Genomic DNA, 23,606 nt, shown 5'->3' on the forward strand with positions numbered 1-23,606 from the left:
TGGTTAAATTCTCTATATGAGACCCTGAAATCAATTCAGGATTACACCATGGATCTTAGAAGATCGATTCTATTTATTTTTATAAACGACTCCTTCTTTCATTACGAACTTTACGTCTTCAAGAGTTTTGATATTTTTAGTTGGATCTTCATCCACGGCAATGATATCTGCATAGAATCCTTTGGCCAGCTGACCACTTTCGTTTTCGACCTTTAGAATTTTAGCTGGCACTATGGTAGCAACCTGTATCGCTTCCATTGCAGGCATTCCCGCTTCTACCATATAACCAAATTCCCTGGCATTCTCTCCATGTTTGAACACTCCGGCATCGGTTCCAAAAACGATCGGCACTCCCCTTTTATAAGCTTTTGAAAACGTATTCTGAATCTGCGGACCAATTTCCCTGGCTTTTGGAACTACCAGCTCCGGGTAATAATTTTCGATCTCCGCTTTTTCAGTTACTTCCTTACCGGCTGTGATCGTAGGCACGAGGTAAGAATTATATTCCTTCATAAGGTCCATGGTCTCTTCGCTCATCAGAGTTCCATGCTCTATGGTCTTTACCCCAGCTTTCACAGCTCTCTGCATTCCTTCATCACCGTGTGCGTGCGCAGCCACATGAAATCCATAATCATTGGCAGTTTTTACGATCTCCTCGATCTCTTCCTCAAAGAACTGTGGATTCGAACTACTTTTTGCCACACTCAAAACTCCCCCGGTAGCAGTGATCTTGATAAGGTCTGCCCCATTCTTATAGCGCTGTCTTACAGCTTTCCTGGCATCTTCCACGCTGTTAACCACCCCATCTTTAGGCCCCGGATCTCCAACCATGTCCCTCTTCATTCCGTTCGTTGGGTCGGCATGTCCTCCTGTGGTAGCTAATGATTTACCTGCGGTAAAAATTCTTGGCCCGGCAACTTTACCTTTATTGATAGCATCTCTCAACGCGATGTTCACCCCGGTTCCTCCCAGGTCTCTAACGGTTGTAAAACCAGCCATTAACGTCTCTTCAGCAAAGCCTACAGAATTAAAGGCATCATCTGCCGGGTTGTTGGTAAATCGCTGTAAATATTTACTGGGATTGGTTTCATTCTCAATATGCACGTGCATATCGGTTAATCCCGGCAACAAAGTTTTATTTTTTAGATCTATAACCTGATTTTCTGAAGAATCTGGATCTATATAACCTTTTTCAATACTTTTTATCCTGTCTCCAGATACAATAATCGTTTGTTCATTTAGAACCTTCCCGTTCTTAGTATCGACTAATTTTCCCGCATGGATGTAAGTATCCTGCGCCATTAAATTTGAGGAAATAAAAATGGCGGCTAAAATTGTGATCAGTTTTTTCATATGAAATTAGGTTTAGTTCTAAATGAGGCTTATTCCAGATCCTTTCAAAAAATTCAGTATTGCTTACAAGCAAACTTTTATTGATCCAGAAAATCTATAATGGTTTTAGTGATATGATGTATTTGCTCGTCCTCCAGTTCGGTATGCATAGGGAGAGAAATTACTTCCTCGACCAGTTTATTGGTCACGGTAAAATCTTTTTCATTGTACCTTTCGTCTACATAAGCTTTCTGGCGGTGCAATGGTATTGGATAATAAACACCAAAAGGAATCCCTTTTTCCTGCAAATGCTTCGCTAGAGCATCTCTTTTCCCATTCCTGATCTTCAAAGTATATTGATGGTATACATGTGTATCACAATCTCCGGATCTCACCGGAGTGACAATATCCTTATGGTCCTGTAGTGCTTCGGTATATTTAATTGCAGCCTCTTTTCGGGCTTCATTATAAAGATCAAGATTTTTCAACTTAGCTCTTAGTACCGCCGCCTGGAAACTGTCCAGCCTGGAGTTCACTCCCACCACATCGTGATGATAACGTTCGTACATCCCGTGATTCACGATACCTCGAATGGTATGCGCCAGCTCATCATTATTGGTAAAGATCGCTCCACCGTCCCCATAACATCCCAGGTTTTTAGATGGGAAGAAAGAAGTTGCCGCAATATCGCCAATGGTTCCAGCCTTACTGGTTCCATTCTTTGAGTGATAATTAGACCCTATGGCCTGGGCATTATCCTCGATCACATAAAGATCATGTTCCTTTGCGATCTCCATGATCGCATCCATATCTGCGGTTTGCCCGAAAAGATGCACAGGAACTATCGCTTTTGTTTTTGGGGTGATCGCTTTTTTGATCTCTTCCGGATCTATATTAAAAGTTTCCGGGTCTACATCTACCAATACCGGGGTAAGTTGAAGCAAGGCGATCACTTCTACCGTAGCAGCAAAAGTAAAATCGGCTGTGATCACTTCATCACCAGGTTTTAGCCCCAGTCCCATCATGGCGATCTGTAAAGCATCTGTCCCGTTAGCACAAGGGATTACGTGTTTTACACCGAGATATTCTTCAAGTTCTTTTTGGAATCCATGTACGTGAGGCCCGTTGATAAAGGAAGTTTCTTCCAGAATTTCCTGTATCCCCTGATTCACCTCGTTCTTTATACCTTCATATTGACCCTTTAGGTCAACCATTTGAATCTTTTTCATTTGCAAAATTTTTCAGCGATACGAAAATACGAAATATAGGCCCTTCTGGCAATCCATTTATTGGGAAAGGCCTATTTTAGCAGTCTTAAGTTTTTAGTGTGCAGAGAATTTACAACGTATTGGTAAAACTAAGCGGAGTCGTTCTTAAATCGGCCGGAAAATTTAGTCCCAAACTCAAGGATTTTACCGAAGGCAGGAAAGACCTTTTTTCAAAACTGGAGCAAAACATCGATCCAGAAGCAGAGCATATCTGGATACATGCTGCTTCCCTGGGAGAATTCGAAATGGCAGTCCCGGTTTTAATGATGCTGAAAGAAAAATATCCCAGGACAAAAACGCTAGTTAGCTTCTTCTCCCCTTCTGGATATAACAATAAAAAGAAACATCCGCTGGTAGATCACTTTACTTATCTGCCATTGGACACAAAGGAAAATGCGCAAAAATTCCTGGAGATCATTCAGCCGAAAATGGCCTTCTTTATAAAATATGATTTCTGGCCTAATTTTCTAAATGAATTGAAGGAGAGACAAATTAGGACTTTCCTTGTTTCAGGAGTTTTCAGAAAAGACCAGGCCTTTTTTAAACCTTACGGTAAGTGGATGAAAAAGTCCCTGCAGGCTTTTGAACATTTCTTTGTTCAGAATGAAGAGTCCAGGTATCTTTTGAATTCCATCGGCTTTGATAATGTGACCGTAAGCGGTGATACCAGATTTGATCGCGTAGCCGCGCAACTGGAAGCCGATAACCGTATAGACTTTATCGATGATTTCAAACAGGATAAATTACTGATAGTTTGCGGCAGTACCTGGCCTGAAGATGAGGATCTCATGGTGAAATTCATCAATAGTTCGGTAAATATAAAATTCATCATTGCTCCCCATGAGATTAAGACTGAAAAAGTCGAGAAACTCAGGTCTAAACTTAAGATACCCACAGTTAATTACTCTGAAAAAGAGGGTGTAGATCTTAAAGACTATTCGGTACTTATCCTGGATACTATAGGATTACTGGGCCGGGCCTATAGCTATGCCGATATCGCTTATGTAGGTGGAGCGGCGGGAACTACCGGACTACACAATATCCTGGAACCGGCAACCTTCGGGATACCTATCGTAATTGGCGAGAACTTCAGCAAGTTCCCGGAAGCAGAAAAATTACGGCAGCTTGCCGGTCTGTATTCTGTTAAAAATTCAGATGAATTTTCAGCCATCATGACCAAGTTTTATACAAATTCAGAATTCAGGCAAAAAACAGGAATGATAGCCGGGCACTTCATTAACAGCAATACCGGCGCTATCAGGATGCTGCAGGAGTATTTATAAATACAATTCCGTGGTATTTTAACATTCTTTGCTAAAAAAGTTTAAAAATAGATCATTGAACAGCTTTTAGTTGTAATTTCGATGAACTTAACCTTTAAACTATTTAAAAATGAAACGTTTATCAATTCTTGCCAGTGCTCTGCTATTGACCTCGGCAGTTTTAACTTCATGTAGAGATACTTCTGAAAAAGAAGTTATTGTAAGAGAGGTTGAAGTGGAGAAAAAAGTTGAAGCTCCTGAAGAGGAAAAAGAAGGTATTCTTGAAAGAACCGCTAAAAAAGTAGATAAAGAAGTAAACAAGGAGATCGATGAAGAGATCGAAAAAATAGGAGATGATAATTAAAAAGTTAAGATAAAGCTTTAAATTATGGTCGGCTTAAAGTCACTTATTGTACTAACTCCAAAAAACTAAAAAAATGAAAAGACCAATTTTAGTAGTTGCATTAATGCTCTCCATGGGGATCGTCTTTACCTCATGCCGGGACACCGCAAAGGAAAAAGAATCTGAGGAGATGGAAATGTCTGATGACATGGAAGATGCCATGGATGATGTGGAAGACGAAATGGAAGACATGGAAGATGAAATGGATGACGTTAATGACAACAACAATACGGTTAGAGACGACCTGGATCAGGCTGCTAGCGATGTAGAAGATGCAGTGAACGAAGCTGCTCGTGAAACCAGCTCCGGAGCAAAGAAAGCTGCTAATGAAGCCGAAGAAGGCATCAAAAAAGCAGCAGATGAAGCAAAATCTGGTGTAAACCAGGCCGCTAAAGAAACCGGAGATGCTTTAAAAAAGGCTGGTGATGAGATAAAAGGAGAGTTTAAAAAGTCTGACGATAATTAATTGCAGATCATAACTAAAATCAAAAGCCTTTTCCAATGGAAAAGGCTTTTTTCTGTTTCAATTTGACCTCTTATAACCGGAAGATCAAAAAATTCCTGCGAGGTCCTGAATTATTATATTGTTAGCTTTTGAATGATTTCAGTTCCCTTTTTAACTCCTCCATGGATTGCTGAAGTTCCTGAAAAAGACCACTATTCGATGGGTTATCCAGGTTGAAGGTAAGTTTGGAATTTACCTGCCATATTTCCTGAATATCATGTACATTAATTTCTAAAGGCAGATATTCTTCATTCAAAGAAATAAGTAAGACCTTGGAAGGATCGGGCATTTTCTGGAGCTTTTTCACCAATACCGAATCATACATTACAATAACATATACCCTGTTATTGCTGGCTTCCTCAATACTGGAAACAGCCTTTCCCATCACCCACTCACCCGGACGGTAATCTGGCAACATACTATCTCCTTCGATCTGGAAACCACGGTAAGTAGCATTTCTGAATTCTGGCAAGGGAATATCGAATGCAGGTAACTGGCTATACCACTCCACATCCTGTACATTATGGGGATATCCGGCAGCGGCTTTTTGGTTTACAAGTACGATATTCTCATTATCGGCATTGTCTACCGTAACTACTTTCGGGCTTACATCTCCTTTAGAGATCTTCAGGTATTTTTGCCCACTTGCGCCGAACAGCCAAAGAGGGTTAATTGCAAATTGCCTAAGCAACTCGGCAACGATCTTTCCAGAAAGTTTGGTACGGCCCCGCTCTATATCTGCTGTGGAATTCTTAATGCCCAGAAGGGCTGCAAATTCTGTTTGCGTATAATTATTCTCTTCACGCACTTCCTTAAAGTGCTTGATTTCAATAGATCCAGGTGTACCCATAATTTAATAGATTAGGAATATTTCCAAAATTTACTCAAAAATATTGGATTTAATCCTATTTAACTAAAAAAGCTGAGAAAATTTATACAGAACTATATTTATCCTTGAATCCTAATAATCTTAAAGCATTTAATACAACCACAATGGTAGAGCCTTCATGGAAGACCACCGCGATACCGATATTGGCCCAACCAAAGATGGTTGCCGGCAGCAACAGGGCGACCACTCCCAGGCTTATCCATAAATTCTGTTTTACGATCTGTTGTGCTTTCCGGCTTAAGGCAATAGCAAAGGGTAGTATCTCTAATTTATCGGCCATCAGGGCAATATCTGCCGTTTCTAAAGCTACATCGCTACCGGCCGCACCCATGGCGATACCCACGGTACTGTTAGCCATAGCCGGAGCATCATTTACCCCATCCCCTATCATGGCGATCTTATGTTCTTCCTTTTCCAGTTGCTTGATACGTTCTACCTTTTCTTCAGGTAATAAACTTCCATAAGCGTCGGTAAGCCCTATTTCTGCAGCCACCGCATCTGCAACCTCCTGGTTATCCCCGGTAAGCATGATCATTTTCCTGATCCCAATTTTCTTCAATTTGGCCAGGGTAGATTTGGCAGCTTTCCTGGGAGTATCCATTAAGCCAAGTATTCCGCTGAATTCCTCATTATTCCTTACCAGCATCACGGTCTTACCTTCCCGCTCAAGCTTTTTTACTTTCTCCTTTACCTCTACAGGCACTCCGCCAGATTCCTCATAAAGTTCAAGGTTCCCGATTCTCACTAAATCTCCATCAACTTTTCCTTTGATACCTTTTCCCTGAATAGCTTCAGAATTCATAGCTTCAGGAATTCCATTTAACTGGTTCATTCGCTTTTTACCATCACGGACTACCGCTTTAGCCAGAGGGTGATTACTGGAACTTTCCAGGGCAATAACTTTCAGCAGAAATTCATCATTAGAAAGTCCGTTAAGCAAGACGATATCGGTAAGTTCGGGTTTGCCTTCGGTAAGGGTACCAGTCTTATCAAAAGCCAGGGCACGCAGGGTTCCCAGGTCTTCCAGGGGTTTACCTCCTTTAATGAGCACTCCTCCCTTGGCTGCACGGGCGATTCCGCTTAAAACTGCTGAAGGAGTTGAGATCGCCAGCGCACATGGACTTGCCGCCACCAGCGCCGCCATGGAGCGGTAAAAACTATCCTGCCAGCTTTCATCCACCACCAGGAAAGCGAAATTCAAAATTATAATAAGTATGAGTACCGCCGGGACGTAATACTTTTCGAATTTATCTGCCAGCAACTGGGTTGGTGATTTCTTTTCCTGGGCTTCCTGCACCATAGTGATCAACCGGTTAAGCGTAGAATCCTGAGATTCTTTTATAACCTTCACTTCTATACTGCTGTCGCCATTGATGGTACCTGCATAGACCCTGTTCCTTGCCGGGATATCTGCTACCGAATTATATTTTTTATCGGGATCTCCTACAGGTTCTTTATCTACAGGAATACTTTCACCCGTTATAGGCGCCTGGTTAATACTCGTTTTCCCGCTAATAAGTAAGCCATCGGCACTCACCGCCGAGTTAGGCTTTATCCTGATAATATCCCCTACTTTAAGATCCTCTATCCTTACTTCTACGAAATCGCCATTCTGCTTGCGCAAAGCGATCTTGGGAGATAATTTAGTAAGTGATTCAATAGATTTCGTAGCCTTATCCATAGCCAGGTGTTCCAGAGCATGTCCCAGACTAAAAAGAAATAACAATAAAGCACCTTCAGCCCATTTATCGAGCAGGGCAGCACCAATAGCGGCCACGAGCATTAAAAAATCTATTTGAAAACGAGCATGGGAGATCTCTTCAATAGCTTCTTTCAAGGTATAATAGCCTCCAAAACCATAAGAAATAAGATATGGTATCACGATATAGATAAAGGAAAGATCACTGAAGGTATCCAGCAGGAATCCGGTTAAAAGGAAAACACCACTTAAGACAGCGAATATAAGCTCTGTTCTTTCACCAAAAATACCGTCATTATGAGCCTTGCAACAGCCATGATTATTACCAGACATTGAATATCAAATTTTTAAATTAAGAAAGGATCATATCTCTATGATCTCAAGGACTAAGATAGGCCGAAAAACATGCAACTTAAGTGCATTATTTCTTTTCACTGCATTTATCACAAATTCCCTTGATCACCAGGTTCATGTCCTTACTCACAAAGCCTTTAGGTAAACTTATGTGCGGGATCTTATGATCTGTTAGGCAGATCGTTTCATTACATTTCTCACAATGAAAATGCAAATGCAGATCCTGTGACTGGTTCTCCCCTGTACCCTTTTCATCCAGGGCATATTTGGCGATACCAGTGCCATCGTCTATTTGATGAACGAGTCCCTTTTTCTCAAAGGTCTTTATGGTTCTATACAGTGTGGTACGTTCAGACTTATCAAAACCCGACTCAATATCATTCAAGGTAACGGCAATATCCCGTTCACTTAAGAACTTATACATTAAAAGTCTTATTGCGGTAGGCCTTATATGATGTTCTTTAAGAACTAACTCTATATCTCCCATAAGTAAAAGAAGTTAAGCAAAGTTAGTATGAAATGCTGAAAAAAAAGAAAACCGTCACTAAGAAAGTAACGGTCTCGAAACAAGTTCTAACAATTATAAACTTAGAAATTATTCTTTGCAGCACGCACAGATCCTGACTTTTGTTAGCTGCAATTTCTCCTTTGCAGAGCTTATAGCCAGATTCGCATTTGGGAATATACCCAGATATATTCTTTCCAGAACTACCGGGAGATCTTTGCATCGATCTGCATGAACCTGAATTACACCTCTTGCATCCGGGTTCTTACGGGTATAATAATATTGCATGCGGCAATTTATAGCCATCTGTAAAAATGCAATATTCTAAAAAAATATTTTTTTAATGTTTTTAGTGATAGATCATTAATTCAAAACTGAATTTCTTCCTAAAAACAGAAAATTAAAAAGCAATCAGATAATATTCTAAAATCCTTTTAACTGAAGTACCCAGAATCCTATGATTAAAACCAGTGAAACAAACATTCCTCCGAAGATCATGAATAAACCGCGGTTTTCAACACGCACATTTTGCAGCTCTTCTTCAAGAAATTGTTTTTCGGCCGTTTCCAGTCTTAAGTAATTCTTCACTCCAAGTTTAGAAGCTATTCTACCTTTTTCGGTGAGACGTATCTGGCCTGCATTGGTGATCCTGATTAATTCGTTCTCGCGTAGGGTATTAATAAATCCTATGGAAGTCATTTCTCTTAAGTCTGACACCATCATTCCTTCTGAAAATTGAGCAGTCGCTCTTTCTAGTGTTTCCATATTAACATTTAATTAACTTTGAACTAACTCTAATTAACAAAATATTTTGAATTAATTTTAGTTAAATTTTAAATGTAATATCAACATTTTATCAACCGTTGTTAATAAAATGCAGAATCCCAGATCTTAAGGCCAATTATTCAAGCACTCTTTTAAATATATAACGAGTAATAAAAATTCCATTTTCGTCCTCACTCCCGCTATAACTCTCCACACCGCTATTCACAAAGGCCAGTTCCCAGCCTTCGGCGGCAAGCGAATTGATCTTAGAAGTCACTACGGCATCATTGGCCGCAATGTTCTGGAAGCGTATTCCGCCAACATTAAAGAAGTTCAATAATTTGGTCTCGTCAAAGTTTTTTACCCTGATCTCCCCACGGTCAGATTTATTTCTTTCATTATCCTGCTCGGTTCTTCTCGTGGTAAATTCTTTAAAATCACGATCTTCTTCGGCACTAATCATCCTGGACCTTCCAATCCCGCTTGGGATTATAGATTCAATGACCGTAACCGTTTTATACTCCCAGGTTTGTCCCATCACAGTACTTCCACAGATCACAAGAAATACTAAGGTAAGTATGAATTTATTCATGATTAGATGTTTAAAAATGTAGATCAAAATAAGCTAAAAACTAAATTCATAATATTTTTATTATGAAATAATTAACCAATAGAATCCTAGGTATATGGATGATGTGGACCTGGTGCAGTTTATATAGGCAAAAAAAAGAGCTCCCTGGGGAAGCTCCTTTTTTGTCTGTTTATAGTTGTAATTATGCCTCGTTCAAAATGGCGTCATCTATCCTGGCAATAAGGTCATCCCAGTGATATCTGGTAAGATCGTGATTTGTTCTGTTCTTACGTCTGCTAATATCAGATTTCAGCTTTATCAATTCACCACGCATCAAAGCCATAATATCAGATTTAAGGATCTCGTCGTTCTCCCTTTCATCCAGTTCTTTCACGTAAGACGCCGCAAGATCAACATAGGATCTTTGCAGGTTCCTTTTATAGCTATTGGTTTTAGCTGAATTATATAATTCGCTGAAAATCCCTTTTCTAAGATCGTTCATCATCTCGATAACCGAATACGCTTTAATCCCTTCAGTTTCTTCAGCGGCGATCATTCGCACCAACCTGTCTTTTTCCAGTAAATTTTCGAGTGCCCTGGTTTGTAAAGATTGAATTCTATCTACCGCTTTCGTAGATTCTATTCTGCTTAAAAGATCCTGGTCCAGCATCCATTGCGGAGTGGTGAAGGCTTCTTTATTCAGAAACTCAACGGCTTCTTCCTGGATTTTTGCAGGAACAGGTTCGTAGATAGCTCCAGATTGATCTGATGTCTTACGGGTCTCATATACACCACCAACGTTGGTCACCACATGAGAAATATAACCTCTCCACATATAACTCAGTTCACGGTATACCTCATCAAGGTCTTCATAACCTTCCCCCTCTTTAGAGGTCCACGCCACTAAATTAGGCACCACCTTCTTTAAATTTGCTATACCATATGCACTGGCCTTTACCTGATCATCGCCCAGGCTTTCCCTTTGAGATTGCGGGTCGGCACCGCTATAACCGTTACCGAATTCGTAGATCGGGTCACCGGCCTTAGCCAGGATCCACTCATCCAGCGTCTCTTTTTCATCCTGAGCAGAATTCGCTTCAGGCAGATACCTGTATCCCCAGTTGATAGCATACAGATCGTAAGGCCCCATCATCCTGATGTATCTTACATCCTCGTCACCAGGTTGAGCTACATAATTTACCCGGGCATAATCCATGATAGAAGGAGTAAGCCCATATTTCTTAGTGAATTCTGCAGACCTCAGCGAATCTGTAGGATAAGCGGAACTTGCTTTCATATTATGCGGTAAACCCAAAGCATGTCCCACCTCATGGGCGATGACCATGCGCATCATTTCCCCAATTTCTTCTTCAGGAGTATTCAAAGTTCTTGCCTTAGGATTTTGTGCCCCGGCTTCTATCATAAACCTGTTTCGATAAGATCTAAGGTGGTTATGATACCAGATAATATCGCTTTCTATAATCTCCCCGGTACGAGGATCGGTCACAGAAGGCCCCACGGCATTACGAGTAGTGCTTGCAACATATCGAACTACCGAGTAGCGTACATCTTCCGGACTGAATTCCGGATCCTCTTCTTTAGACGGCGGATCTTTAGCGATGATCGCGTTCTTGAATCCCGCTTCCTCGAAAGCCACATTCCAGTCTTCTATACCCTGCTTAAAATAAGGCCTCCATTTTTCAGGAGTAGCCGGGTCCAGGTAATAAACAATTGGATCTACCGGTTCTACCAGTTCTCCCCTTTTATATGCTTCGATATCTTTAGGTACCAGTTTCCAGCGACGAATGATCTCATAATCATCGGCTTTAAGCTCTTCCGAATTATAATCATACTTATCTATAGTAAACCAACCCACGCGATAATCGGCAAGGCGGGGCTGCATTTTATTTTCTGGTAACAGGATCATGGATTGATTAAGAAGCATGGAAATAGTACCGGCCTGGTCTCTCTCTGGTGGTTCTTCTGCCTCGTAGGTCATCACATGTTTTACCTCGATATTTTTAGGATAGGAATGGGCAGACTCAATATACGACCTGCTTTTATCCAGCTTTTTCACTTTATACCTTTTCCTAAGTCTTGAAGAAATCCCGTTAATGGCATCCACTTCATTTTCGAACAGGCCGCTGGCATCTATAACCACGCTGGTAGAATCTGCATTCATCGCTTCAATCTTCGCGCTAAAAAGGATCGGGAAAAAGTTATTCGCCTGCACCGACTTATAGATCGGGGATTCTTCTTCGCTCTGGTTTTCGAAACTGATGACCTTCATATCCACATTTCCGTTCCTTTTCACCCATCTCACCACCTGCTCATTCACCTTGGAACCTGCATTTACATAGCCTCCGCCAAATCCTGATGGCACGCCGGCGATGCGGCTTACCAACAGCATATCCTTTTCAAAAAGAGATACCGGGATCTCGAAATAGAGTTTATCGTCAACAAAATGCGTAGTAAAAAGACCTTCGTCACTTTTAGCATCAGAGGTGATCACCTCGTCATAATTCTTGAGATCTGATTTCTTTTTTGGTTTTTCCGGAGCTGCTTCGGCAACCGGCTGGGAAGTCTTGCAACCAACACTTAGAACTGCCAGCGAACCGAATAGTAATATTTTTTTGATCATTGAAATTAATTTTGCTTCCGAAGATAATGAAAGCAAGGCAAAAGCTAAAAACCAAATCCCTGATCAAAACTGCCTTACAGAAAACATGACTTTTCAATTTGTATGGTTACATGATATACATCATTTTTTTGAAGCGAAACACCCGCTAATTTTGTAGTTGAATTATTAGATCATTGAAGGGTATTAATTCTTTTTAAGCTATAAAATCATGAAAAATATCTTAATAGCAACCGATTTTTCCAAAGAGGCCTATTGTGCTCTTTATTACGCGACCCGCCTGTTTCAGGAGGAGAACACGACCTTCTATATCGCGAATTTCTTTGGAGAAAAAATACATGCTTCAGTTTACAGTTTAGTTAACGAGGAACAATTCAGTAAAATTCCCAGGCTTAAACAGGATTCAGAAATAGCCTGCCATGAAATCTTTCATCATATTGTAAGGGATACAGGCCTTAAAGGTGATAAGTTTCAGCTAATAAGTTCTGAACAGAAATTAGTAGATGGTTTACAGGACGTTATTGATAGCAAGGATATCGATGTGGTGGTAATGGGAACCAAAGATCATAAGGGAACTTTAAGCAGTATAGCCGGAACCAATACCACCAGGGTTATTAACAAAGCTCTGAATGTACCCGTATTGATCGTTCCTAGAGAGCTTGAATTTATTCCTCCTAAACATATTGCCTTCGCCAGTGAACTCATCTTCGAATTTAATTTCGAGGCAATGAATATTCTTAAAAAAATAGCGCAAAGTTTTAGGTCTGAAATTACAGTGATCCATGACGGGGAGGAAACCCAGACCACAAAGAGACAGTGGCATAATTATAATGCCTTTAAGGAATATATGGACGGGGTTCCTGTCTCACTGGAATTTTCTTCCAGCCATATCGAGGTTTCCAGGTCTATAGCTGAATTTATTAAGCATAATAAGATCGATATGCTATGTATGGAATACTTCAAACATTCAGCGCCAGGAAAAATATTCCGGGAACCGGTAGTTGAAAAAATAGACCGGCATTTATCATTCCCATTCCTTATACTTCCGGCAAAATCCTGATAGGCCAAAAAGCCGGAATTATTCAAATCTTCCCGAAACCAATTCGGGAAGATTTTTTTCTTTTACAGAAACCTGGTCTATTTTAAAATAAGGATATTGTGAAATGAAATTTTAAAATCTGGAAAACCGAAGTGTGAATGAAATATTTAGGAGTAGATGGTTGTAAAGGAGGCTGGATCTCTGCATGCTATGGATCTGGAGAGATTTTAATTTTCAGGAACATAGAGGAACTGGTTTCTCATTACCAGGATGAGTTCTTAATGTTCGTAGATATCCCAATTGGCCTGGCGAGTGCAAAAAATAAAAAACGCAATTGCGAAAAAGAAGCCAGGAAATTACTTTCAGCCAAAAGAAAGTCCAGCATATTTCCCGTACCCTGTTGGGAAAGCCTGGAAGGGCAGAATTATGAAGACGCTAAAGGCATCAACCGAAAAGTTCTTGGTTGCGGGATCTCCAAACAAACATGGTTCATCATGCCTAAGATCAAAGAGGTAAACAGTTTATTGATCGATAATAGATCGCTGCAGTCGGTAATAAAGGAGTCCCACCCGGAGATCTCTTTTAAGTATTTAAATTTGGGTATTCCTTTGGGGCATTCTAAAAAGACAGAGAAAGGAATTATAGAAAGGTTAGAAATCCTGACGAAGTATAAACAAAGCTCTCCGGCTATATTTCATAAGGCACTGCAAACCTATAGAAAAAAAGAGGTAGCGAAAGACGATATCCTGGATGCACTTTGCCTTTCTGTTACTGCTGAACTTTCTGAAAAATATGGTCGTAGCGTTCCCCTTCGCCCTATGACCGACGAATTCGGAATTGAGATGGCTATAAATTATGCTACCGGGTTGTAACAGCTTAAAGCGATTACAAAAAAATACCCGGTATCTTTTTAATGATACCGGGCATTTAAATTATGGTTAGATGAAGTTATCTACTCGTCTTTAACGTCGTATCTATCCAGCATCATCACTTTATCCCATGCTTTCACAAAATCCTTTACAAAACGCTCTTTTCCGTCTTCAGCTCCATACACCTCGGCGATATTGCGCAATTGTGCGTTAGAACCAAAAATAAGATCACAACGGGTTGCGGTAAATCTTGTATTGCCGGTCTCACGATCTTTAATATTGAAAAGCATTTTTTTGTCATCCTGCGGAACCCACTCATAGTCCATACTCAATAGTACTTTAAAGAAATCATTGGTTAAAGTTCCCGGGCGATTGGTGAAAACTCCATGTTTAGAATGATCAAAATTCTGATCCAGTACTCTAAGACCACCAGTAAGAACGGTCCATTCTGGCGCACTTAGCGTAAGCAACTGTGCCCGGTCCAGGAAAATTCTTTCGGGAGGTATATGATATCCCACTTTATCATTGTGGTAATTCTTAAATCCGTCAGACACTGGTTTCAGCCAGTCAAAGCTTTCCACATCTGTCTGTTCCTGGGTTGCATCTGTACGGCCCGGAGTAAAAGGCACATTCACGTTGAAACCAGCATCTTTAGCTGCTTTTTCAATCGCGACACAACCTCCAAGAACCACAAGGTCTGCCAGGGAAACTTTTTTGTTACCAGATTGTTTTCCGTTGAAATCCTCTTTAATTGTTTTCAGGCTATGCAGAACTTTATTCAGTTCTTCCGGCCGGTTAAGATCCCAGTTATTCTGAGGCTCCAGGGCGATACGCGCACCATTGGCACCACCACGCTTATCTGAATGACGGTAAATAGCCGCGGAAGACCAGGCTGCGGAAACCAAAGCAGAAACCGAAAGGTCGGTGTCAAGGATACTTTGTTTCAGGCCAGCGATATCGGCTTCCCCGATAAGCTCACCTTCTCTTTTTGGAACAGGATCCTGCCAGATAAGATCTTCTTCCGGCACTTCCGGTCCTAAATACCGATCTTTTGGTCCCATATCCCTGTGCGTTAATTTGTACCAGGCTTTAGCAAAGGCATCGGTGAAATAATCGAAATCATTCAAAAATTTCTCGCATACTTCGCGGTAAGCCGGATCCTGCTTTAAAGCGATATCTGAGGTCATCATCATTAGATCGTTCATCTTTCCTTCCTCGTGAGCATCGGGTGTTTTTGGAGCGTTTGGATCTACTGGAGTCCACTGAATTGCGCCAGCAGGACTTTCCGTCTTTTTCCATTCAAATTTGAAAAGGTTGATCAGGTAATTATTATCCCAATTTGTAGGATCTGGCGTCCAGGAACCTTCAATACCATTGGTCATGGTATATTTTCCAAAACCTGTTCCTTTGGGATTCTGCCAGCCCATGCCCATTGCTTCCAAAGGCGCAGCTTCCGGGGCAGGGCCAATTTCTTCTGCACTTACCATTCCGTGGCTTTTTCCGAAGGCATGTCCACCAGCGATCAATGCTACCGTCTCTTCATCGTTCATCGCCATGCGCTTAAAAGATTCGCGTATAGCCTTAGCGGAATCCAGAGGTTCACCATTCCCTCCCGGACCTTCAGGGTTCACATAGATCAAAGCCTGGTGAGTCGCTGCTAAGGGATTTTCCAGGTCACGGTTGGGATCTGAAGGTTCTCCTTTCCAACGCAGAGTCTGGGTTACCATTTCTTCCGGATGACCGTCGTAATATTCTCCAACATTAGATTCTTTAAAAGGCTTACCATTCCAGAATTCCGGTCCCCAGTAAGTACTGCGATCTGGTTCCCAGGCATCGCGACGCCCGCCACCAAAACCAAAAGTTGGGAAATTCATGATCTCCAGAGCACAATTCCCGGTAAGCACAATAAGGTCTGCCCAGGAAAGAGAAGCTCCATATTTTTGTTTTATAGGCCAGATAAGTCTTCGGGATTTATCGATATTCCCGTTATCCCACCATGAATTAAGCGGGGCAAAACGCTGCATGGCCTGTCCTGCACCTCCACGACCATCGGCGATACGGTAAGTACCGGCTGAGTGCCAGGCCATACGAATCATTTGCGGACCGTAATTGTTATAATCTGCCGGCCACCAGTCTTTAGAATCTACCAGTAATGCCTTTATTTCTTTTTTAAGTTCCTGAAGATCGATCTTATTGAAAGCCTCCTTATAATTTACATCGCTCAAAGGGTTAGATGCCGGATGTTCCTGATGCAGTAATTCTACCTGTAAACGGTTAGGCCACCAGTCGTCTATTTGCGGTGAAGTTCCAATTGCCCCGCCTACCCTGGTGCCTCTAAAAGGACACTGGGCCAGGTTTTCTGGATTATCCATGTTTTTCATAATAATAAGATATTGTTGGGTTAAAAAATGAGTTTAATGTTGCCTGGCTAGTATTTTTCCAGGTTAAAAAATTTCAGAAATAAGTCTGAAAAACCAGCCTGATGATTCCAATATCGAAGAGAAGTATGGATACTTTATTTAACGGATATTGAAATTAAAGAAGAAAAATATAGTCGTTGGTTAAAAATTAATTTTGAATGCAGAATTTAGGAAGATACTGCTGAATAATCGGTGAACTCTCGTTAAACTTTCTTTAAAATATGATGAAAGCTCCCTCTCCCATTCGGTTTTTTATGAATTTGAATATTTAAAGCTGGTCGTAAACCAGTTTAATAAAGTAGCCATTCAGAAACTACTCGGTATCTATTTTACTTCGCAGGATCACTGCTTTGGCTGAACCTGCAATAAGAATCATCGAAAATGATCCCGCCTTCAGAATTAAGAGAACAATACTTCTGCTTTTCCAGAAAAAATAAATTGGGTTAATGATTACTGCTAAGCATTAACCCAATCTACTTCAGCTTCAAAATTTCAATTCTATTTTACCGAATGGCTTATTCCATATTATTTGAAAAAAACTCCAGAGCTCTCGCTAATCTTTCAAACATATGAGTGTGATGTCCACCTTCATAAGTTTCAAAAGTATAATCTACATTATAATAATCCATTTTTGCCAGTACCGGTTGATGCGCAAGGTTTGTACCTAGTTCATCATAAATACCTACATCCAGGTAAATACCGTCTAGTGATTTGAAATCTGCATTATAATAGTCTAATAAATTAAACACATCATTCTGGTACCATAGCGCGATAACTTCTGGAACCGGATATAAATTCCCATCTTCTCCAAACTCTAAAGGCAGATCTACATAAAAAGGCGGATTGTGTAGGTTTGGTGACCAGGCTGCGCTAAAAGCATACAGAGCACTGGTGAAAAATTTAGCAGGATCAGGTCCATTAAAACCATCCGGATTTTCCTGTTTAATAACATCAGACAGGGAGAACAAAGCATCTACGAATAATAATCCGCTATGGCTGGCCACGGTTCCAAAGACATCTGGGTGTAACATACCAAACTTAAAAGCGGCGTATCCACCCTGGGAATGACCAATAACGGCACGACCTGATGGGTCTGCTATGGTATTGTAATGTGAGTCCATATACTCAACCAGGTCATTAACAATAAAGTCTTCAAAATTTCCATTAAGAGTAGAATTCGAATACATACTAAAACCATATGGCTCTGTGGCCGCATTAGGCATCACTATGATCATGGGCTCTATAATACCATCGTTAATGAGACCGTCTATCCAAAGCCTGAATCCTTCTTCTGGGAAATCTGGTACTTGAGTCCAGAGAGGATGTGGACTTATAAAATCAATGAACAGTTGTTTATCTATGAACGCTTTTTCTGAAAAAGGCTCCCCATGTAACAGGTAGACTACAGGATATTGCTGATCTCCATTTTTCGCATATCCCGGAGGAGTATATATCTGCAGCTTTCTTGTAAAGGTATTGCCTATAAAATTACCTTTGAGAGCACCGCTATTAACTACTTTGTTTTGCAGTTTGCTCTCAACAAATCCTTCACTATCCTCAACTCTATTATAGTTGAGTTCTACAGCTTCCTGGTTGATCCACTCTTCTTCTACGGGATCCTTTTCACATGCCGTGAAAATCAATAAAAACCAGAAGCTCAACAATACTAATCTTGAAATTTTCATTACCTAAAATTTTAATTTATAATTTCAGTTAAAAAATTCCGTAGCACCGAGTTAAGCCCTGGCAATTATGATTTAGTAACCTCTAAAAATAATATACACAGGTATCTTTTTCAATGACATATATCATACTCTCAAAGAAAAAATAGTAGAAGATTTTTTATAAATGATACTTAAGTGAGACTATAATTATAAATCCACATCTCCATAGACCGGCTTTATAAAATAACCTTTTAAGAATTTTTCGGTTTCGATCTTAGATTGCAGGATCACACCTTTAGCTGAATCTTCAAGTAAAATCAGGGCCGATTGCAGCAAGGGAGCTGCGGTAGTGGTTTGAATAGCGCGAAGCCTGTACTTACCTATCTTTTGCGGCAGTATTCTTTTAGAGACTTCCAGTTTACGCCGGATCCCCTGATGATCCATACCCTCGGCAGAAGCATATAAGATGATCTGGTCCTCTTCGATATGCGGGATCGTCGCCTCCATTTTTTCCTGTAAGGCGTTTATATTATCGGGAACATCGCCAATCACTTTTAATTGCGCATCCACCCAGGCATAGTGTCCCGGAAACCTCAGCGTTTTATAATCCAGCGACCTTACTTTTCCCGTCAAATTTTGGGGCAGGTCTGCGGCCCCACCAGAAGTGAGATCCTCTTCATAGGTCTTTCCGTTAATGATAATACTCGCTCTTTCTGAAAGGGAAGCCAGGGAAGTTTCCTTAAAATTCCGGATCACCACGGCATCTTTCAGATATTCTGTAGCTACTCCCACTGGACTCCAGGTGAACCCGTAATAATGTGGAGCCACGGCGTGTTTGGTAAGCGCACCTACTTTAAGCGCAATAGCATCTACCTTATCCACATTGAATTTTTCACAGAATTTTTGAAAAAGATGATTTCCCAGGACATCGATATAACCGGGAGCCAAACCAGTTTGTAATAAAAATCCTGTCCCGGCATCTGCCGCCAGTTTCTTTATGGTTTCGGTTTCTGAAACATATTCGGTAAGATTGGCATAATGCATTTGAAAGTCCTTCGCCAATTGAGCCATTTCTGGCGCCAGGCTTCCCGGAAGACAATCCAGAAGGATATCTCCTTTTTTCAGGGCTTTCTTTAAGTCGGTTTCGATTTTGTTTTCCGGAAGTTCAAAACACTCGATCTGAATACTTCGGGAAGATCCTTTTTTGATCCATTCTGCCATCTCCCGGGCATTGGCCAGGTTTCGGTTTAGAATAAAGATCCTGGGAATAACCTCGCTGAATTCTGCCAGCATGAGTGCAGCGGCCCGGGCGATACCCCCGGCGCCAGCAATGAATATATGATACTGCCTGTCCATATTTAAAGTTAAGTATTTTTCGGGCTGTATTGACTGAGGAAAAAACAAATTAATAAAGGCGCCATTATTTGTCGGACCCTCTTTGTTTATTTGTTATGAACTTCTAAATTCACAGGATGAACATATTATATCTCCACGGACTCAAAAGCAAACTAAGCCCTGAAAAAAGAAAAGTACTGGAAGAATATGGAAAGGTATTTGCGCCAGACATCAATTATGAAAATTCAAATATTCAACCTGTTGAAATTCTAAAGCAACATCGTGACACTCACTTCAATGTTGTAATTGGTAGCAGTATGGGGGCTTTAAACGCCTTTATTATTTCTGAAAATATAGGCAGACCTGCCCTGCTATTTAATCCACCCTTGAAAAAATACAGTCAGATAAAATTTGCATCTTATCATACTAAAGGCTTACACCCAAAGCATATTTTCCTGGGAGGAAGCGATGACATTGTAGATCCTGCCGATACCTTAAAATTCCTGGCAACCTATAAAGCTGCAGATCTTAGCATAAACTTAGACCAAAAAAATGGACATCGAATTCCTATCCATATTTTCGAGGAACAGGTTGCCCGTTTCTTTTCCAGTATTTGTCATTAAAACTAAATGATGTCTGTACGCCAAAGTTTAAAACGATCTATAAAAATCAATTCCCTTCCGCTGCAATATTCGATACGATCCTGATCCCGTTTTTTTCATAAGCTTTCTGGGATTACAGTCAAAGCAAATATCCCGATGAAGTTTTTATGCTAAATTTGGCGCTACTAAATAGAGTATGAAAAGAACTTTAGTAAGATATAGGAATACAGCATTTGGAAGGTTTGTTTTTCGCCATCAAAAGTACGCTCCCATTCTATTTTTTATGGGTGGTTTCATCTTTGATACCCTGACCTTAGGGCGAATAGATCGTGTTTATGATACAGTGGTACTTTGCTCGCATATGACCTTATTATCCATAACGCTTTATTTATTTAATACCGTGGATGAAGACAAGTGGGAGGGTACTTTTATCGAACGTTATTCCGAATATTTACCCCTAGCCATACAGTTCTTCTTTGGCGCACTTTCAAGTGCTTTTGTCATCTATTTTTTCAGAAGTGTGTCCATGTCTAAAACCATGTTTTTTTTCATACTGCTGGTGCTGCTCTTATTTGCGAACGAGTTTCTGAAAAAGAAGATCTCCAACAAATACCTTCAGTTCAGTGTTTATTTTTTTATCAGTTTTACCTTTTTCGCCTTTATTATTCCCACGCTGATCAAGGAAATGAATACCTTTATTTTTATCATTTCGGGGCTTATAAGTTTGGGGTTCACGCTAGCTCTCATCATGTTTATTTACAGTTCAAGTCCAGGCACAAGAGCGGAGATAAGTCTGAAAAAACTGATCGGTCTTATTCTTTCCATCTATATAGCGATCAATGTTTTTTACTATTTCAATCTTATTCCGCCAGTGCCGCTGGCTATGGATACCGGGCTGGTGGCTCATGATGTGCGAAAAATAAATAACGAATACATCGTTACTTACGAGAAGAATCCATGGTATATATTCTGGCGTAAACATGACACCAATTTTCATCTCCAGGCAGGTGAAAGGGTTTATGTGTTCACTTCTGTTTTTGCACCAACAGCTTTAAAAAAGTCCATTTTTCACAGGTGGAAATGGTACAATCCTAAAACCAGAAAATGGGAAGTTACCGATGACATTGATTTTGAAGTTGCCGGTGGGCGTGATCGTGGTTTCCGCGGGTATACCTTTAAAAATAATCTTAAGGAAGGCCAGTGGAAAGTTGAAGTAATTACAGAAGAGGAACTAATACTTGGGATTGTGGATTTTGAGATCAAAAACACTGCTGAACCTCATAAAGCAGGAATGGTAAAGAAAACATTTTAATGCCAGTTTAAAGCGGGATTTTGTAAGGAGGGGGCAGACATTATTATTTAAATAAGCGATTTCATAAAATTATTATTCGAGCTTTTAATAGTCCTTTTTTTCAGGAATAACTCCTCTAACCCCGCCTCGAGGATTCTTAACATCATTATCATACCGAGGAATTATATGAATATGGCAGTGATCTACCGTTTGACCTGCAGATTTATTGATATTTATTCCGACATTAAATCCTGATGGAGAAAGATCAATAACCAAATCTTCTTTGACCAAATTTACCAAATACCAGCAAGCAGACTGTTCTTGAAAACTCAACTCAAAGTAACTGGAAACCTTTCTTTTAGGAATAATTAGGGTATGACCATTCGAAACCGGAAATTTATCCTCTATGGCAAAAACCGTGGCTAGTTCCCCTCTTTGTTTTTTATTCTCGTTGTCAGAGAAAAAAGGCGAAATATTTTCATCTCCTATATGTAAAAACACATAATGTTGATATTCATAAATCTCTACGAACTCATTTTCAAATAATGATTCAAATGGAAGTATTACATTACACTGGTAGGTTTCCTTTTTGTGAATTTTATGCATTCTAAAGCCTGGTCGGTCTATATCACGACGTACAGCAAAATACGCTGTGCCTCCAAATTTCAGCAACTTTGAAATGTCATTGATGACTTTAGCTTGATCCTGAGGCAAAAGGACATTCAGAACGTAAAAGCATATTATAGTGTCAAACTTGCTATTAGGATAGCTGTTGAAATAAAATGGATCGTAGCCTACAATATCTACATTCTGTTTTTTAAGAACTTCAACATCTTTACCAAAACCACAACCAAAATCTAATACCTGTCCTTTAAAAAGCCCTTTTTCTTTGAGTATTTTTCCTGGAAAAGAGATGGTGTCTCTTTCTTTTGCCGTACAATGACTAAAGGAATTTTTCATTGTTCTAAAAAATCAAAGCCATTATTGTGGGCGGTTGTGACTAATGGTGACAATGTGTCGAAAAACCTTTCCTGTGTAAAATCTTCTTCCGTCTTTAATCTGGGAAATATTGTGTGGTATTCCTCTTCAAATTTTTTGTTTGGTTTGAGTCTCCTAATACTGAAAAAGGCATCCTTTTGATAATCGAAAAAACGTTGAAAATACAATTCGAGATTAGGTAGTTTACTATTTTTTGAAGAATTAAAATTTGGATCAACGGGTATTAGATTCCAAATTAAATCATGAGAAACAAATGCATATGGTATAAAATGATCAAGAGAATAATTATCAGGATCAATCAAATTTCCAGTGAAAATACAGCGCACATCTTTTTTCTGCCTGATATAAATTGTCCAAAAATTATTTCGCTGTCGAGTTAAAGAATTTCGTTTTGCCGGTTTAATTAGCTTGTTTGGAATATCAGGAACATTTGGATTTCTTACTTGTAAGAATATTGAAAGGTTCCAATAGCAGAAATCCTTTAATAGCTTTGCATGAACTTGAAAATAATCAAACCAATCCTCATCTATGATGATTTTATGATCGTATAGTGCATAGGGTGGTTTATTTCTAAATTCCTGAGACGAAAGATAAATTACTTCTTTCTTTTTTTCTTTATACCATGGACTAAGAAACCAATGTGGAACATTCTTATCGAAATGATATAGCTTTCTTTGAACCTCTTTTGATTGTGAGGTTTTTAATTTTGTTTCTATTTCGGTTTTCGAAAATGTTATAGGGAGATTTTCTCTTCTCTGAACGAAATTAATAGTGGACTGAATTTTATCCTGGCTACCAAATGATAATTTGAAATAATTCACAGTATACCATGGAATAGAGATCATTTTGGCAAATAGATCAATCTTATCAACTTCACTCTTACCTTTTTCGACACAATCGAGAATTCCTAAAAACCAATAAAACTTGTAGGTCGCAGACGTATTATTAAATATCTGGGCCAACTTTTGTATCTCAAGACCTTTATACATTGGTAACGCGTGGAGACCTATTGGCTTTCTCATTTAAAATTAAAATTTGGCTGATTAAATGTAGGGAAGAAACAAAATCTTAAGATTTCTAATATAGGAAAATAATTCAAGCTACATAGAAATCCTTAAAAACTCCTAGGTTTAGAAGTTCGTTGAATTTCAAAATGGGTTGTAAGATTGCATTATTACGAAATGATATATGGATTA

21 protein-coding genes are annotated in these 23,606 nt (G+C 39.8%); 7 read left to right on the forward strand and 14 right to left on the reverse strand.

The window, feature by feature from the left end:
- Positions 1–69: 69 nt before the first annotated feature.
- Both C8P64_RS01575 and C8P64_RS01580 read right to left on the reverse strand, forming a co-directional pair.
- Complete coding sequence (locus C8P64_RS01575; RefSeq protein WP_108170307.1) at positions 70–1,353, reverse strand: metal-dependent hydrolase family protein; 1,284 nt, start codon at positions 1,351–1,353, stop codon at positions 70–72.
- A gap of 77 nt (positions 1,354–1,430) precedes the next feature.
- Entirely contained in the window at positions 1,431–2,561 is a 1,131-nt protein-coding gene (locus tag C8P64_RS01580; protein WP_108170308.1) for a DegT/DnrJ/EryC1/StrS family aminotransferase, read from the reverse strand.
- Between the two features lie 98 nt (positions 2,562–2,659).
- On the opposite strand from C8P64_RS01580, the gene C8P64_RS01585 reads away from it, so the two are divergent.
- The 3 genes from C8P64_RS01585 (at position 2,660) to C8P64_RS01595 (ending at position 4,731) form a co-directional block, all read left to right on the forward strand.
- A complete protein-coding gene (locus C8P64_RS01585) occupies positions 2,660–3,883 on the forward strand; it encodes a 3-deoxy-D-manno-octulosonic acid transferase (protein WP_108170309.1) in 1,224 nt (407 codons plus the stop codon).
- A gap of 109 nt (positions 3,884–3,992) precedes the next feature.
- Complete coding sequence (locus tag C8P64_RS01590) at positions 3,993–4,226, forward strand: hypothetical protein (protein ID WP_108170310.1); 234 nt, start codon at positions 3,993–3,995, stop codon at positions 4,224–4,226.
- A gap of 73 nt (positions 4,227–4,299) precedes the next feature.
- On the forward strand, positions 4,300–4,731 hold the full coding sequence (locus C8P64_RS01595; protein ID WP_211307578.1) for a hypothetical protein: 432 nt from the start codon (positions 4,300–4,302) through the stop codon (positions 4,729–4,731).
- Positions 4,732–4,852: 121 nt separating this feature from the next.
- Here C8P64_RS01595 and C8P64_RS01600 read toward each other — a convergent pair whose 3' ends face one another.
- The 7 genes from C8P64_RS01600 to C8P64_RS01630 form a co-directional block, all read right to left on the reverse strand.
- A complete protein-coding gene (locus tag C8P64_RS01600) occupies positions 4,853–5,620 on the reverse strand; it encodes a LexA family transcriptional regulator (RefSeq protein ID WP_108170311.1) in 768 nt (255 codons plus the stop codon).
- An 82-nt stretch (positions 5,621–5,702) separates the two neighbouring features.
- Positions 5,703–7,691, reverse strand: a complete 1,989-nt coding sequence (locus C8P64_RS01605) for a heavy metal translocating P-type ATPase (RefSeq protein WP_108170312.1) — start codon at positions 7,689–7,691, stop codon at positions 5,703–5,705.
- 88 nt (positions 7,692–7,779) lie between these two features.
- Positions 7,780–8,199, reverse strand: coding sequence for a Fur family transcriptional regulator (locus C8P64_RS01610; protein WP_108170313.1), 420 nt, complete (start codon positions 8,197–8,199; stop codon positions 7,780–7,782).
- Between the two features lie 108 nt (positions 8,200–8,307).
- Positions 8,308–8,505, reverse strand: a complete 198-nt coding sequence (locus C8P64_RS01615) for a hypothetical protein (protein WP_108170314.1) — start codon at positions 8,503–8,505, stop codon at positions 8,308–8,310.
- A gap of 135 nt (positions 8,506–8,640) precedes the next feature.
- Positions 8,641–8,982 carry a hypothetical protein gene (locus C8P64_RS01620; RefSeq protein ID WP_108170315.1) on the reverse strand — a complete coding sequence of 114 codons (342 nt, stop codon included), beginning with the start codon at positions 8,980–8,982 and terminating at the stop codon, positions 8,641–8,643.
- Positions 8,983–9,118: 136 nt separating this feature from the next.
- A complete protein-coding gene (locus tag C8P64_RS01625; RefSeq protein ID WP_108170316.1) occupies positions 9,119–9,574 on the reverse strand; it encodes a hypothetical protein in 456 nt (151 codons plus the stop codon).
- Between the two features lie 181 nt (positions 9,575–9,755).
- Positions 9,756–12,194 carry a zinc-dependent metalloprotease gene (locus tag C8P64_RS01630; protein ID WP_108170317.1) on the reverse strand — a complete coding sequence of 813 codons (2,439 nt, stop codon included), beginning with the start codon at positions 12,192–12,194 and terminating at the stop codon, positions 9,756–9,758.
- Between the two features lie 208 nt (positions 12,195–12,402).
- Between C8P64_RS01630 and C8P64_RS01635 the strand changes: the two genes are divergently transcribed.
- Together C8P64_RS01635 and C8P64_RS01640 are read left to right on the forward strand one after the other, a co-directional pair.
- A complete protein-coding gene (locus C8P64_RS01635; protein ID WP_108170318.1) occupies positions 12,403–13,251 on the forward strand; it encodes a universal stress protein in 849 nt (282 codons plus the stop codon).
- Between the two features lie 137 nt (positions 13,252–13,388).
- Entirely contained in the window at positions 13,389–14,102 is a 714-nt protein-coding gene (locus C8P64_RS01640; protein WP_108170319.1) for a DUF429 domain-containing protein, read from the forward strand.
- An 80-nt stretch (positions 14,103–14,182) separates the two neighbouring features.
- On the opposite strand, the gene katG is transcribed toward C8P64_RS01640, so the two are convergent.
- The 3 genes from katG to C8P64_RS01655 form a co-directional block, all read right to left on the reverse strand.
- Positions 14,183–16,480: a catalase/peroxidase HPI gene (gene katG / locus C8P64_RS01645; protein WP_108170320.1), complete on the reverse strand. Its 2,298-nt coding sequence runs from the start codon at positions 16,478–16,480 to the stop codon at positions 14,183–14,185.
- 554 nt (positions 16,481–17,034) lie between these two features.
- A complete protein-coding gene (locus C8P64_RS01650; protein ID WP_108170321.1) occupies positions 17,035–18,204 on the reverse strand; it encodes an alpha/beta hydrolase in 1,170 nt (389 codons plus the stop codon).
- A gap of 186 nt (positions 18,205–18,390) precedes the next feature.
- Complete coding sequence (locus C8P64_RS01655) at positions 18,391–19,539, reverse strand: saccharopine dehydrogenase family protein (protein ID WP_108170322.1); 1,149 nt, start codon at positions 19,537–19,539, stop codon at positions 18,391–18,393.
- Positions 19,540–19,655: 116 nt separating this feature from the next.
- On the opposite strand from C8P64_RS01655, the gene C8P64_RS01660 reads away from it, so the two are divergent.
- Both C8P64_RS01660 and C8P64_RS01665 read left to right on the forward strand, forming a co-directional pair.
- The gene (locus tag C8P64_RS01660; protein WP_108170323.1) at positions 19,656–20,141 is read left to right on the forward strand and encodes a YqiA/YcfP family alpha/beta fold hydrolase; all 486 of its coding nucleotides are present in this window, start codon (positions 19,656–19,658) and stop codon (positions 20,139–20,141) included.
- A gap of 175 nt (positions 20,142–20,316) precedes the next feature.
- Positions 20,317–21,432 (forward strand): DUF2914 domain-containing protein, encoded by a 1,116-nt coding sequence (locus tag C8P64_RS01665; RefSeq protein ID WP_108170324.1) that lies wholly within the window; start codon positions 20,317–20,319, stop codon positions 21,430–21,432.
- A gap of 84 nt (positions 21,433–21,516) precedes the next feature.
- Here the strand turns inward: C8P64_RS01665 and C8P64_RS01670 are convergent, their stop codons facing one another.
- Both C8P64_RS01670 and C8P64_RS01675 read right to left on the reverse strand, forming a co-directional pair.
- Positions 21,517–22,371: an HIT family protein gene (locus tag C8P64_RS01670; RefSeq protein ID WP_108170325.1), complete on the reverse strand. Its 855-nt coding sequence runs from the start codon at positions 22,369–22,371 to the stop codon at positions 21,517–21,519.
- On the reverse strand, positions 22,368–23,432 hold the full coding sequence (locus C8P64_RS01675) for an HNH endonuclease domain-containing protein (protein ID WP_245889635.1): 1,065 nt from the start codon (positions 23,430–23,432) through the stop codon (positions 22,368–22,370). The genes C8P64_RS01670 and C8P64_RS01675 overlap by 4 nt, the downstream gene beginning before the upstream one ends.
- Between the last annotated feature and the right edge of the window lie 174 nt (positions 23,433–23,606).

The sequence above is a fragment of the Christiangramia gaetbulicola genome (assembly GCF_003054225.1).
GTDB lineage: Bacteria > Bacteroidota > Bacteroidia > Flavobacteriales > Flavobacteriaceae > Christiangramia > Christiangramia gaetbulicola.